The organism is Leptospira dzoumogneensis, from assembly GCF_004770895.1.
GTDB lineage: Bacteria > Spirochaetota > Leptospiria > Leptospirales > Leptospiraceae > Leptospira_B > Leptospira_B dzoumogneensis.
Map to the genome: position 1 here is coordinate 56,038 of NZ_RQHS01000015.1, position 14,792 is coordinate 70,829.

Consider the following 14,792-nt stretch of genomic DNA (forward strand, 5'->3'; position numbering starts at 1 on the left):
CTCTCCCACGAGCCACTCCCCGCCACCCGAACCTGGGCGGGGGCGATCTCGAACCAATGTAGGAACTCCTACATGTTACTCTTTAACAACAAATGAAGTAGTGAACAACCTGTAACCGTTCCAATACTTATCCACCGGATACACTTCTCTCATCGTATCCATCGTTTTCAGAAAACGGCTTCGAAGAGAAGTTTTAGGGTCTTCCTTTCTGGAGGAAATCTCTTTTAAGAATCTAGAATTATGGGTATCCGTCTGGGATCCAAGGTTTACGATCCCCGGCCCCTTCCAGGATTTTCCTAAATAATATAATGAATCTCTTAAGCTTAAAGAAGCATTCCCCAAACCTTCTAAGAAAGAAGAAGCCAATATCCAAACACCCTGCAAAGTTCCCGGCTCCGCTTCGGAAACGGATCTATTCCCAAATAAAATTCCTTTCTCTCTATCTTCCACCAAAGGGACACGAAGCACATGAAAAGGAGTGATCGAAGGATTTCCCTTAGGGGAAAGTTCTAAGTTTTCCAATTGGAGCAACTGTGAATACCAACCCGGAGAGCTTGGATCATCCTTAGTGACGATCCCAAACCCATCCCAGAATTCTTCTTTTTCCTTATGCACCGGATTTTTCAATAATGTCTCCGGATCTGCAACATAATAGATCTCTTCATCCGCTTTAGGCAAAATTGGAGCCAAAAAATGATAAGAAGAAAGATATAGATACGTGGTCTTATTTTTAGAAGGACGGATATTCTGGCGTATCTCGGTTTCCAAAGCTTCTCTTAATAAAACTTCAGCTCCACCCTTATCCGCTTCCTCGTTATATTTATAAATAGAAGCTCGGACCTTTCGATTGTCCTTAAATGCAAGATCTCCTTTAGATTTACCTTTTGTAAATTTGATATAAAAAGTTTTCAAGCCCAGGTCCATCAATGCCAAGAACTCTTGGTTTTCAGGGATTTTTTCCTCTAATACAAAGGACACCTTGTTAAAGTTAGGAAGATCGGAATAAGAAATAGGACGCCCAAACAAAGCGGAACGAACCGCGGAAATTTTATCCTTGATCAATCCCAGGTCGAAGAAGGTTTCGGAATCGTTCTGCTGAAAGGAAAGGGTCTGTAAATATGTTATAAAATCGTTAAGTTCCCTTCTTTCGAAAGAGCTGAACTTTTTCTTTTTTCTATGTTTAACGAAACGATTCGCCAATTCCACAAATTCGGAAGACTTTTTAGTCGAAGCGTTTTCATATTCGGAAAGATATTCCGAAAAACCGGATACGGATATTTTGCCGGGCTTTCCACCTTCTAAATAAGAAATTTTGGAATTTATAAATTCGATTTCGGAAGAATAGATCTCATCCGAAATTCCTTTTGTTTTGGAGATCCAATTCTTTGCCTTATCATAATCTCCTCTGGAAAGATAAGCTTTTGAGAACTCCAACATGATCCTAACTTGTCTCGGAAAATTTTTCTTAAAATTTTCCTGGTCCACAAAAGAATTCAAAAATTCTTCCATTTCCTTTCCGGTTTCTTCTGGAAGGGAATAACGTAATAGATCCAACACGGAAGATCTGGACTCTGTATCTAATGTTTGGAATAAAGCCTTGGAAGAGCTATGGATCTCTGAATATAAAGATAGAGGCGATATCCTATGCCCCATTTTTTTACGGTTCTCTAAAAATGCCAAATGCCTTGGATAATTCCTCTCTTGCGGATCCAATTCGATTTGATTTGAATTCTCCGGCCAATCTTCCTCTTCTTCCAAAAGAGCTTTTTCTTTTCTGATCCGAGCTTCCATCTTCTTCCAAGTTTCCAGATCCGAACCCGAAGAGATAAATTGTTTTGCAAGTCCAAGTTGAGAAGCAGCCAGATCGGGATAATAAGCCTCCAAAGCTAAATTAGAAAGTTTTAATCTAAATAAGAATGGATCATATTTATCCGAAGAAATACTGAAGCCGAGAGATATGCCTGGAAATTTTCCTTCTTTCAAGGCCAATATTGCATTTAAGATCTCATTCTTTGCTTCCGGCAGAATGATCCCACCGCAGTCCTTATATTCCGTTTCAAGTAATCTGGACAAACATAGATTCAATCCTAACTCTTTCTGAGAATTCAGATCTCTATTTTCATAACGTAAGGAAAAAATTTTGCCCAAAGAAAAATCAGGTTTTAATCTTTGGTAAGCCCTTAACAGGTCCGATTCGATTTTGAGAGCCAAATTAGAATTCGATTCCGCATAAGAACGTGCCTTATGTAGATCGGAAAACACTTCGGAAGAGTCCGAAATTCTTTCATCTTTCCTGGACTTAGCGAAAAGCCTTTCCGCTTCCCCATTTCTATTTCCGGATCTTTCCGGAAGTCTTCCGAAACGGATCCCGGAATTAGATGTTTTGCCTGAAAAAATTTCTCCCAAAGATTCTTTTACGCAAGTTTCTCCGGGGCATACGTACATCAAATTTACACCAGAACCGGAAAGCCCCGTATACGCCTTTAATATCTGTCGCCAGCTTGGCTTTTCGGAATAGGTAAATATGACTGCGCCTAATCTATGATCTCTGGAAAAAATTTCTCTTAATTCAAGTGTATCCTTTTTTCTTTCTCCAAAGGTAGAATCTCCTTTTAGATCCGGGAAAGAACTTACCAACACATCAGTATCTTCTAATATATCTACCCAGGAATCGGAATCTATCTTTCTATAATCCCATCCGCTAATAGGTAAAAAAGAAGAGATCACTTTTGAAGTTCTTTCTTCCCTATTAGAATTAGAAGAAGAAAGTTTAAAACTAATCCCGGAAATCTGAGAATTTAATATTTCTCCGATCGAAGTATTTCCGGGATCTAAAACAAGATTACGGCCGGAATTTTTAAAATTGGATTTAATCCAGGCTTCTGCCTTGGATCCATTCTCAAAATTCAGAAATTTGATAGTAGAAGAATTTCTAACTTTAGCAAATACGGAACCTCTGGATTCTAATAACCGAATTTCGGTTTCATTCTGATTTAAAACTTCGTCAGGAACCGGGCCGAAAGGATCCAAAAACGCAGTTTTTTTAGGGAATTTGGATCTTAACACTTCTAAAGATTTAGAAACTTGAGTTCCGGCTTGAGAAAGTGTAAATTCCTCTTTTTTAACATCCCCCCTTGTTTCCAAAGCGTTTTGGTATTTAAAATAAGTATTTCTGTAATTTTTCCAATCGGATTCGAATTTTATATATTCAGCCCTGGCTTCCCTAAATTCCCAATTTCCTTTTTGAAAATTACGGAAATTTAATAATCTTTGCAGCCTTATCCAATCATTAAATGCGGCATTCGTATTCCCCGAATCCAATTCCGCTCTGATCTTTGTTTCGTATAGATCCCTTAGTAAAAAACTTTTATTGTCCGAGATCAGGTGAAATTGTTTTTTAAGAAGATCTTCCGCCTTGGATAGTTTCACCTTTGCTTTATCCGGTTTTTTAGAAATTAGATCCAGTCTTGCTTGTAAAACCCAAGTTTGGATGAGTTCGGCTCCAAAATAAAATACATTGGCCATCTCTTCCGCGGCTTTTAAACATTCCTCCGCTTTCGCCAAGTCTCCCAATCTATAAAATACGCTGGCCCTGCTTAAAAAGTGAAATACCCTTTCTTTTCTTGGAAACGGATCCTTGGAAAGCCCAACAATCTCTTTCGGCAATCCGGAAGGAGTTTCGAGTAAGGAAGAAGAAATTCCCAATTTTTCGAAACCTTCCAACCATTCTCCTTTTTTAAAATTCTCCTCTCCGGAATAATAGAGTACCGTCGCTTTCAATATATCGAAATCATAATATTGTTTATAAAACGCTTCCGAACACGCAAAATTCCCTTCCAGCAGATCTTCCGTCCATAAAGAAAGGCAGTTTTCCATGGATCCTCTTTTGAACCTATCAAGCTCTTCCAGTGCTTTGTTCAATTCTTCCGAATATCCGGTTTTATCTTTTTTGTCGGAAGCTTCTATCGAAGCGAATAATGAATATAAATATCTTTTAAAACTGCCCGTGGACCTTCCCGAAAGATTTGCGGAGTCCTTTAAGAATTCATTCTCTTCAATAAATGCTAATTTGGCTTTTTCAAATTCATTTCTTTTATACTGAAAAAATCCAAGATCTGCATACGACTGGGATTGGACCAATTGTCCCGCCAAAGTTTTTTTCAGACCTTTTTTACTTACGTATTCCAATCTTCTGTCCGTTTCTTCCGCGGCTAAACGATAGTTTTGCTCTAATACAAGATTATTTACCCTGATCCCGGAAGATAATAATGGTTGGAATACTGGAGGTATAGCTTCCGGAAATCTACCTGATCCAGAAATACGGACCGAATCCGGAAGAACTGTTTCAAAAACGAAGTCCCAAATCGAATCCCAGACAGACTCCCAAAATTTAGGGCTTACCTTCTTCGGCAGCCAAAGAGTTTTACGGGAAGAGGCTTCCTTCTCCGCTTCTTTTAAATTTTCTTCCGACTTGGAAATATAACCTAACTTTTGATAAGAAATTGCTAATGCGTTTCTGAGATTGATCGGATCTACCAATCTAGACGGTTCATTCAGCTCCAATGCTTCCGTCAAATAAGGAAGAGCAAGTGTATATTCTCCCAATTCCATATGGGACAAGCCTGTCAACGTCCTGAGTAGAGTTAATTTTTCCCTATAACTTTGCAGGTTTTTGGCGTAATCCGTTCCGGAGTGTAACTGCAAAAATTCGTTTTTAGAATATATATCGGATGCGTTCTTTAATTTTCGAACAGCGTCCCCATACTTCGACATGTACATGGAAGCTCGAGCAGAGTTGAATAAGAAGACCGCCTTTTGTCTATAATCCTCGAATTGCGCCTTAGATATTATATAATTCGAATAGGATTCCACTAAAGAATATTGTTCATCTGCCTTAGGATAATTCTTTAATAAGAAATAATTATTACCTAAATTCAATCTCAGATCCGAGAGCGCTTTTTTGTTTTGGAAATTTTCTCCAAGCAACTCCAAGATCTGGCTGTATAATTCTATATTTTCCTCGAAGTTTTTTTCAGGGAAATATTTGGAATATACGTCTTTGTATTTATCTTCGTCGGCCGGTTCCTTATCGTTAGGCTTTCTGGACTTCATGATATCCACATACTGGTATAACCAGCCTAAAAGCTGGTAAGCATCATGATATGTCGGCTCTGCGAATATGATCCATCTTAGTTCGTATTCTGCCTGTTTGAAATCCCTAAGAGCCGCCTCTTTTTTGATACGGTCCATCGTTCCGGAATTATAATAGAATGTTTCCCGGATCACGGAACGATTGATCAGATAATACGCGTATCCGTATAATGTGGCTAGGTCCAAGAAGGCTCGAGCGCGGGGCAAAATTTTCTCTTTCTCGAAATACTGGTCTATATAAACCAGCCCTTCTTTTTTATCCAATGGATCATATTCGAGAGGATTCAAATTCCCTAAAATACCCGAAGCATTCTTTTCGCTTATCGATCTAGCTAATTTAAAAGAAGTATCCACCATCAGTTTTTGATAATAGATGGCATAGTCCTTATAAACGGTGTCCTGAAAGAGATTTTTACTCTTTGCCAGGAACATATTTTCGGTATTATAAAAATAATGTAGGGACGCCTGGAAGAAGTCGGATCGATTCTCATAATTCCTTGCCAGATTCTCAAAATAGATAAAGAACCTTTCCATCTCTTTATCAGAGATCTCCACTCCGGAATCATGATCATAATTTTCCAAAAATGTGCGAAGTGATTCCAAAGAGTAACGAACGCTTCCGAGACCCTTAAAATTAGAGGATCTTAATAGATGGATTTTTAAAAAGAGCGGATCTTTAGGAGTAATATCCTTCAACAAAGGTTCGAGCAAAGAATTACTTTCCGCAAACCCTCCCTGACCGGAAAGTCCTGCCGCCTTCGTATATATTAAAAACCTATATAATACGGGAGAGCGTTCTTTGATCTTATTCGAAGATTCTATCTTTTCCGAGAGAGAAATTTTCTCCGAGTCCGATTTGCCTGCCAATATCTGTTCTTCAAAAAGTCCGTACAAATTCCTAAGTTCTATCGTCTTGGATTCAGATTCATTGGCGGCTTGCAAAAGTGTAGAAGGAATGGTCCAGTCCTTCTTCTTTGCTTCCTTAAGCTGTAGAGCGCCTATATTTCTCAAAATTTCGTGGATATTATAATATCCCGGGAACCTAGTCACCAATTCCTGTTTTGAATTGAGTGAAGCTTCTATTTTACCGGATCTTTCTTCCAAATTTCCGATCTCTTCTAAGATCGCACCCGCCACTTGGGCATCCGCATTGTTTTGAATATTATGGAAATATTCTTTGATCTCGGAGATCCCTTTATTTTCGGATTCTAAGTAGAATACATAAGCGAGTCCCCATTTAGGATCCAAACGAGAGGCGTTCATCTCCTTTTTTATCTCAGAGGTTTTTCCCGACTTCCTATAGAGTGAATATTTTTCATTTAAGATCTTTGCTCGAAAAAGCGGATAGAGTGGATCTTCTTTATAATACAATTCTAAAGAATCCAATGCCAACAGATAATCATCCAAGGATTGTTTTTTGCCGTATTCTTTGGCCAACTCGAACTGTGCGGAAATATTGGAAGCCTTCGGAATAGAGCCACTCAAAGGAAGAAAATAGATATTTAAAGTTCCATAATATGATGCAGTGAACAAAATACTTCCTCCGTTAAAGGAAGAATATTTCGTATCGAATAAGGAAAAATTCCCGGAGGTAAGTCTTCTTTCTTTCATATCCGAAAGATCCAATCGGATAATCAGACTATTATCTCTCTCGTCCAATTTTCGATTCCCATCCGAATCGGAACGAATAGATGTATAGAATAAATATCTTCCATCGGCAGACAGACTGGGAGAAAAATCCAAATAAGGATCGTTGGTCAGTCTTTTGGTTCTCCTAGTCGCCAAATCCAAAGAATAGATCTCCCCTTCTCCGGAATCCGCGTAAGAAAGATATACAATCGTATTTCCATCCTGGGACCAATATGGATTCACTGCCCCTGATTGAGTGAGTAAAATCGGCTTTTCTTTTCCTTCCGTATCCCATAAGATCAGGTTGGGAGTCCCCGGAGTTAATCTGTCGGAAGAGAATAATAATACACGACTGTCTTTTCCCCAAATAGGATCCGAATCCGAAAAACGATCCGACTTTTGGATATCAGAATATTCTGGATTTGTAATAAACTCGAAGTCTTCGCTTAAGAATCTTTTTCCTTCTAAGATCTTTCTAACCCAAACTTCGGGCTCTATTTCCAGAAGAACTATATCCCCCGCAGTATCGTATTGCTCCGATACGAATGCTAGTTTTTTACCGTCCGGGCTGATTGCAGGTTTGTATTCCGAAGAAGGATGTTCCGTGATAGGAACCACAATGGAACTTTTGAGATCTCTAAACCATATATCATAATTTCCTTTTTGCCCAGTCGTATAAAACAGATATCTCCCGTCTTTTGTGGTCGAATTATAGAGGTTGTTTCCCCTCTGAACCGTCAAAGGAAACGGTTTATCATTTTCAGGATTGAAATAGTTCTTAGAGATGGGGCCGTAATCAAACTCGATAGGCTTTACCTTTTGTACAGGGATAAAAACAAGGCAATTGCCGAATAGAAGCAGGAAAAAAAATAAGACCCCTCTCTTCATTCTACTATTCCTTCTTTTTCCAATTCCCGGTAGAGGCCTCGTAATATTCTCCTATATCGACAGAACGAAGCCAAGTAGTCTGGATACTTTCCTTAATAGATACTTTTTCTTTTTCCGTAATAGTGCGGTTCGGATCCGAGAATGCCTTTTTTAATTTTTCCTTAATTACTATATCTCTATTCTCATTCGTAAGTTTGACTAGATCATCAATACGGGATTTTTGTTTCGGATCCTGAGAGATCTTTTCCACACCTGCCTCTCTGATCTTAGGATTCCATCTTACTTTTCCATCTAGTCCTTCCGCCAAAATCCCGAGACTTCTGTATTCTCTTAATTCTCTTGTCAGATATGCCAGGATACGAAGCGCCATATAGAATTGATTATCCGAAGTATTTCCGAATTCTTCTTTGATCAAATCTCTTTCCCAGATCTCCGAACCGGAAGAAGAAGTTTTAATGGATGCGATAAGCCATCCGTCTTTTTCCAGATTCCGATCCTCTCCCAACATTTGTTTTTCCGCGGCAGTTTGGGTCTGAGTAAAAGTGATCGGAGGGGCCTTGATAGGGCAATACACGAATAAAGGACAGATTACAAAAAGAATAATATAGGATTTCGGAATATTCTTCATAAGTTTCACTGATTGAAAGTTTCGATCTCGTTCTGGGCACGTTTGAGAAAGTTTGCCAAAGGCATTCTCTGTTGGGATACCTGGTTATTCTCTAACTGGATGATAGTTCCTAAAATGGAACGTTTAAATAAGATCACAGCGTATACCAAACCTTTGGACAATTCCAATTCTATCTTATCTACCGCGTAACTTCCGTAGATAAAATCGGTGAGTATATTGGAAGGTGCAAAAATATTGATCGCACTTTTCCCAAAATCGTTCCCGATCTGATAGATACTAAAGAACAAATTCAAATTAGGAACAGGATCACCCAGATTCCTTCCCCAAAGATTTAGATCCGCTTTCACTTTTCCATCATCAATCTTGGCTTGAGTTTTAGCAGGAAGCAATTGTTTTAGATCTATATCCTTGACTCTTAAAGAAACAGAATATTCCATTTTTTCAGGATCGCCGGAGCCCACGTTAACGATCATATCCTTACCCCAAATTTCCCCGTCCAGAGTATATACTTTGAGATAATCCATTCGTAAATAATTTTCCGAGTATTCCAGATTAGCGGAAAGTCCCGGAGAGTCCGCTTTGGGCCTGCTGTATTCGAAAGGAGTTCCTTTTAAGGAAGGATGATTTCCGATGATCTGTCGGATCGTAAAATTAGGAGCAGGTGTTCTGCCGTAATTCATCACGAATTTTCTTTTATTTCCTTCGATCAGATTTTTAGTTTCTTTGACCGAAAGATCGTGAGCGAAAGGAACATCCGCATTCCAGCCGTCTATCTTATATAATTTACAATCGTATCCCGGGCAGACACCGCTCTGCAAAAGTATATTAGAATTTTTAGATATTAAATCCCCTTGGATAAGACTTCCATACCAGTTAAATTTAGCCCCTGCTTCTCCCTGAAAGAATAGTCCTTTGATAAGCCCGGATTCTTTAGGAGATACAAGTTTTAATTCTCCTTTTAAACTCGGGATAAATTCTCCCAAAGAAGGAGAAGGTCCGGTTTTGGATGCCTTGGTTAATTCTCCACCAAGTCCCAAATATAATTTTTTGGAAAATGCGCTTAACTCTAGTTTATCGATCTTGATCTTAGAGTTTGGACTTCCGATCATCTTTAGATCTAAAGAAAGTTTTCCATCTCTCAAATTCATTCCAGGCAGATCTACGCCTAGACTTCCTTGGATATTCTGTCCATGATCTCCAAGTGAATAATAAAAATCTCCGTCCAGTCCGATCTTCTTTCCTACCTGGTTCCGGACCGGGATCAATGTTTCTCGGAGTGATAAAGGAAGAAGAGGAACAAGATATTCTAAGTCCAGATCCAATCCCGCTTTTTTCAGATCTAATACGAACGGTTCTCCAAGTCCGATCCTTCCGCCCGTATTCAATTTTGCTGCGGAGTTTCCTTCAGGGGAGAAGGCTTGCAGGTTCAAATTAGATACTAATATTTCCTCCAGACCCCAGGCTTTTTTAGGAAAATGGAATAGTGCTTTTAGGCCTCCTTCCAGATTTATATTTCCGGAATTTCCTCTGCCCAATGGAAATCTAAAACCTCTAGCTCGTAATTTTAAACCTGCATCCAGTTGCGAAAAATCTTTTCCAAAAGCGGAAAGTTCTGCCGAAAATTTTCCGGAATATCCCGTAAGATAATCTCCTAGTCCGAAATTGTCCAATTTCAGATCCAGATCCGGTCCTTCTGCCTGGGAATAATTCAAATTTCCCTCTAACAGAATTTCGTTATATATTGCTTTCAAATTTTTGAATGCAAAAGATCTCATCCATGGAAGAGGGATCTTAGGCCCCGGATCTTTTTCACTCTGCGGATCTATCCGAATATCCCAATCCAAATTGAATACCGGGATTGAATGCCTTTTCTTACCTACTCTGAAATCCAATCCGTTCCCGCGAACTTCTCCCAAAACTCTTAGATTGTTCCAATCACCTTCCGCTAAAATAGGAGCAAGGCTTGCTTCTCCGCTCATAGAGAATGAATCAAATCCAAGACTATGCAAAAAATCCGATAAAGGTGCGAGTCTTATCCTGGACTTTTGGATGGCGAGATTCACTTTTCCGGAATCCGGCGCAAAGTCCGAGATTTTCCCGCTTCCTTCTAACCAGGTATCCTCTCCTACTTTCCATTCTAAATTCCGGAGTAGTAGTTCCTTCTTCTCCGGCGAAACATCTAAATCGTATTTTATAGAAAAACCGAAAGGTGCACTGACCCTGTTTGCAATTCGTATAGGTATTTTTTCGGAGCCAAGGTCAAGTCTGGAATGGAACCCTGCCTTGGAACCTTCTACTCTTTCCCAAATTAATGTACATCTAAATGGATGGTCGAGGCCTCCGGAAGAATCTTGGAATCCGAGTTTTATCTGATTCTCCGGATTCAATTTCACCTGGAATTCATCTATCAGATCCAAAACTTTCAGATCGAATGGAATTCGAGTGAAACGATCCGTATCCAAAAGAAATCCAAGCTCTAATCCTTCGAGGCCTGCGGAGTAAGATTTGGATCCGTTTTCTGAATTTACGTGGACATTGATATCTTTCAGATCCAGTTCTAAGAATGCGCTGACTGGAATATAGGTCCGGATCTCAGTAAGAGGTTCTGATTTTTCGGCGGGGGCTTCTTCTTTTTTGCTAGGAGGGAAAACAGAGGAGATATTCCAAAGGTTTCCTCTTTGTTTAAGGTCTAACTCCAATCCATGGATGGAAATTTTGGAAATTTTCAATCTTCCGAATAGGATGAGAGGAAGATTGTAGGAGATCCCCAGTTCTTTAGCGGTCAGTACAGGCTTCTGACCCCAGTCGGCTGCGGGATATAATTTTATGTCTGTGAATCTGATCCCGTAGAATGGAGAAAAACTTCTTACATTCGCCTCGAACTTCCCCGCAAATATGGAAGATGCAATTTTATCCGTTAGGATCTGTCCTGTGATTGAGTTGAAAAGGAGATGATAGAAGAGAAAAATCCCCGCGATGATCCCAAGGCGGAGTTTTTTCTTTTTCAAATACTGTAGAAACTCGGAAGCCAACCGAAATGTTTAGGCTAATACTCGAAGGATTCGATAGCCTCTTCCAGCGTTTTGTAGATCTCGAAAATGCTGGCTAACTTTGTAATCTCCATTAGATTTTCGATATCGTTATTCAAATTGGTGAATACCATACGACCTTTCAGACCGTCTATATGTTTGTAGATATTAAGGAACATCCCCAAACCGGCTGAGTTGATGAAAGGAACTTTTTTCAGGTCGATGATAAACTTAGGAACGTCACCTTTCGAGATATACTCCTCGATTTTTTGACCAAGTTCGAATTCATTGCCCGCTTTGATCGGGCCTTCGATCTTGATGATGTGAACGTCGTTTTTAGTGGTGACTTTGATTTTCATAACCCTTTCTTGGATTTTTGTGCTTATATAAGATCTGCATTCCGGCCTCCTTGTAAAGCCCTTTTTTGCAGAATTGACTGACAGAATCCCTCGAAAGCTCCCAAAAATCAAAGAGAAACAAGGTTTTAGCTCCGTCAGAAATTACGGGAAATATTGTCGACATTTTGGGCGAATACAAACATCGTACCAAGGTCAGCAATGCCCGCAAAGCCCCCTCTTTTATCCCTAGTCATTCCCGTTTATAACGAGGAAAAAACCATCCCCGAACTTGTGAAAAGACTTCGGGGCCTTCTCATTATTTTAAAAGAAAAACATCACTTCGGTAAGGAAGATACTGAAATTCTTTTTGTAAACGACGGTTCTAGAGACGGCACCTTCGATGTATTAAAAAAATTCTGCGAATCAGAGCCAGGTTTTTTTCTTCTGAACTTATCTAGAAATTACGGACACCAATTGGCGATCACTGCCGGGATCGATACTGCTAGAGGCGAAACAGTCGCAGTCATGGATGGAGATCTACAAGATCCTCCTGAATTTGTCGCAGACCTTTACGCAAAAATGTCGGAAGGTTACGATGTTGTTTATGCTAGAAGAAAAAAAAGAGAAGGTGAGTCTTTTTTCAAACTGATCACTGCTCACGTATTTTATAGGATCCTAAAAAAACTGACCAGATTCGAGATCCCGATAGATACCGGAGATTTCAGGATCATGAGCAGAAGGGTGACTGATGTTCTAGTCTCCATGAAGGAACAACATCGTTATATCCGAGGACTGATCGCTTGGATCGGTTTCAAACAAACAGGTTTGGAATATGATCGAGACGAAAGGTTCGACGGAGAGACTAAATTTTCGGTGAGCAAGATGCTCAAGTTCGCTTTGGATGGGATCACTTCCTTCTCCTCTGCCCCGCTTAAATTTTCCTCTTATTTAGGGTTTACTTCCGCGTTTTTCGGAGCATTGTATACCATTTATATTCTCTACTTAAAACTGTTTACGGATAATACCATCCAAGGCTGGACCTCGGTTATGATCGTAGTATTGGTATTAGGCGGGATCCAACTGATCGCCTTAGGTATGATAGGCGAATATTTAAGCAGAGTCCACGATCAATCCAAGAATCGCCCTTTGTATGTGATCGAAAAGATCTACTCTTCGAAACCAAAAAGTAAAAAATGAACCGCACCTGGGATAGAGTTTTAGGAATTTTATTCGGCCTGATCGCACTATTTGCAGTTGGAGTTATGATCTCCAAGAACTGGCAGGCATTTTTAGAGATCTGTCCTATTACGGATCTTTTGACCTGGGATGAGAATATCCGCCTAACGGCAGTTTATGATCAGTTCCAAGATTATAGAGACGGCAAAATTTGGAGGGCAACACTTCCATTTTTAGAGGCAGCGACCTGGCCGCCTCTTCGTCCGATCTTCTCTCTTTTACTTTTAGCAAGCCCGGGAGAATGGCCGATCACTTGGAAAGATTCCTTCCTTGGTTTGGTATTCTACGCCCTTTGTTTTCCTTCTATCATCTATATCGTATCTAGAATTTCGAAATCTTTCCTTTTCGGAAGTTTAGTTTCTATTTTCGTATTAGCGTTAAGCCTTCATACTTCGGAGACTCCCGCTTATAGTCTTTCTTCTATGCTGGAAACCCAAGGGATGTTTATCCTTCTTTGGGTGTATTGGGGTCTGTATAAACTTTATGATTCCGTAAAAGACCTAAAACCCGGAGAAAGTTTACCTACAGGTTCCAAGGTGGCGGCTTTAGTTTCCGTAGTTTTGATCCTTCTATTTTTCACCAAGTATCCTTACGGACTTTTGTTATTTATCTCCATCTTTCTATTCGAGTTGATTTCCAGATTTCCGGAATGGATCGGATTTGTTCGATTCTCGGTGAAGGTACATTACAAAGGACTCAGACTTTTATTTTTGATCTTAGTAGTTCTACTCGTCCTTTCCCTGCCGGTACTAAGAGTTGTGACGGATTGGAACCTGGATCAAAGATCCTTTAAAAAAGTATTATATTTCCTTACAGTTCTTCTATTTTTAGATTTCAATTATTTCTTATATAAGAACAGAAAGGGTCTGGGGGAAATTTCTCCTCCTTCTATCAAAATACTTTATCTGTATGCGATCCTTCCATGTTTTATCTGGTTATTTACCAATATAGACAGGGTGATGAGTCTGGTAAACGCTCAGATGATCGTGAACAAATTTGTCCGCAGTTTTATCTTAAGTTTATTCGAATCACCGGAAGATAAATTTCCTGCGAGCCATGTATTCAATGAGCCTTGGATCTTTAGGACCTTCTTCTTATTTTCTTTGGCAATCATCGGATACTGGCTTTATCTGAATCGAAAAGAAAAAACTTCTCCTCCGGTAACAAAAGGAGAAGGAAGAATAGATTCCTTACTTTCTAAATTACAGAATATAGCCTGGCCTAAATTTTTAAAAGACCCGTTATTCGCGATCACTGTGATCGTATTCTTACAATACATAGTCATAGACGCAAGCACCGGAAACAAACAATTGAGACATGTATTTTATCCGCTGCCTGCATTGCTTACGATCTTAAGTCTATGGTCTTTCAGATTAGTTCAAATTTCTGAAAAGAGCGGAAAGTTATTATTCTACGGAATTTTTCTATTCTTCTTAATTTGGGCCTCGAGCCTATTTTTGAGAGAAGGTGGACTATTCAGCCAAACCTATCTTTCTAAAAACCAATTCTGTTTAAAAGGGTTCGACACTGCAACTTTCGAACCTGCAAGAGAATTTGCCAAGGAGATAGATCCCCAAGGGAAATACGTCGCATTCAATACATTCCACGATGAGGAGAACTTCCAGGTGCCTGGAAGAATTCTCGCCTCTGAATTCGATCTTTTGTTCAAACAAAAAACGTTTGAAAAAGGGAAATATCGCAACGACAGCAAATACAAATGGAAATCCTGGGACGAATTTGACAAGGCTCTGTATCTAGGGCCTTCCTGCGAACTGCCTCCCAAGGTTGTTTCAAGAGCGGAAAGTTTAGGAATTACCCTGGAGCCAATCAAAGAAATTAAACACAAGACCGGAGATTATTGTTTCAAAGAATTTCGTCTTATTAGAAAATAAT

6 protein-coding genes are annotated in these 14,792 nt (G+C 39.6%); 2 read left to right on the forward strand and 4 right to left on the reverse strand.

Going from position 1 to position 14,792, the window contains the following annotated elements:
• Positions 1–75: 75 nt before the first annotated feature.
• The 4 genes from EHR06_RS09645 to EHR06_RS09660 are packed head-to-tail and all read right to left on the reverse strand — an operon-like array spanning position 76 to position 11,684.
• Entirely contained in the window at positions 76–7,668 is a 7,593-nt protein-coding gene (locus EHR06_RS09645) for a TolB-like translocation protein (protein ID WP_135756809.1), read from the reverse strand.
• Between the two features lie 4 nt (positions 7,669–7,672).
• Positions 7,673–8,296 (reverse strand): DUF1318 domain-containing protein, encoded by a 624-nt coding sequence (locus EHR06_RS09650; RefSeq protein WP_135756810.1) that lies wholly within the window; start codon positions 8,294–8,296, stop codon positions 7,673–7,675.
• Between the two features lie 5 nt (positions 8,297–8,301).
• Complete coding sequence (locus tag EHR06_RS09655; RefSeq protein ID WP_135756811.1) at positions 8,302–11,328, reverse strand: LIC_11026 family protein; 3,027 nt, start codon at positions 11,326–11,328, stop codon at positions 8,302–8,304.
• A 14-nt stretch (positions 11,329–11,342) separates the two neighbouring features.
• Positions 11,343–11,684 carry an STAS domain-containing protein gene (locus tag EHR06_RS09660; RefSeq protein ID WP_008594836.1) on the reverse strand — a complete coding sequence of 114 codons (342 nt, stop codon included), beginning with the start codon at positions 11,682–11,684 and terminating at the stop codon, positions 11,343–11,345.
• Positions 11,685–11,882: 198 nt separating this feature from the next.
• On the opposite strand from EHR06_RS09660, the gene EHR06_RS09665 reads away from it, so the two are divergent.
• Both EHR06_RS09665 and EHR06_RS09670 read left to right on the forward strand, forming a co-directional pair.
• Positions 11,883–12,860: a glycosyltransferase family 2 protein gene (locus EHR06_RS09665; RefSeq protein WP_135756812.1), complete on the forward strand. Its 978-nt coding sequence runs from the start codon at positions 11,883–11,885 to the stop codon at positions 12,858–12,860.
• On the forward strand, positions 12,857–14,791 hold the full coding sequence (locus tag EHR06_RS09670) for a hypothetical protein (protein WP_135756813.1): 1,935 nt from the start codon (positions 12,857–12,859) through the stop codon (positions 14,789–14,791). Before EHR06_RS09665 ends, EHR06_RS09670 begins: the two co-directional genes overlap by 4 nt.
• The last annotated feature ends 1 nt before the right edge of the window (position 14,792 follow it).

Excerpts from the sequence above, each read along its gene's own strand:
- EHR06_RS09645 (WP_135756809.1), bottom strand. The coding sequence starts at position 7,668 with ATGAAGAGAGGGGTCTTATTTTTTTTCCTGCTTCTATTCGGCAATTGC.
- EHR06_RS09650 (WP_135756810.1), bottom strand. The coding sequence starts at position 8,296 with ATGAAGAATATTCCGAAATCCTATATTATTCTTTTTGTAATCTGTCCT.
- EHR06_RS09660 (WP_008594836.1), bottom strand. The coding sequence starts at position 11,684 with ATGAAAATCAAAGTCACCACTAAAAACGACGTTCACATCATCAAGATC.
- EHR06_RS09665 (WP_135756812.1), top strand. The coding sequence starts at position 11,883 with ATGCCCGCAAAGCCCCCTCTTTTATCCCTAGTCATTCCCGTTTATAAC.
- EHR06_RS09670 (WP_135756813.1), top strand. The coding sequence starts at position 12,857 with ATGAACCGCACCTGGGATAGAGTTTTAGGAATTTTATTCGGCCTGATC.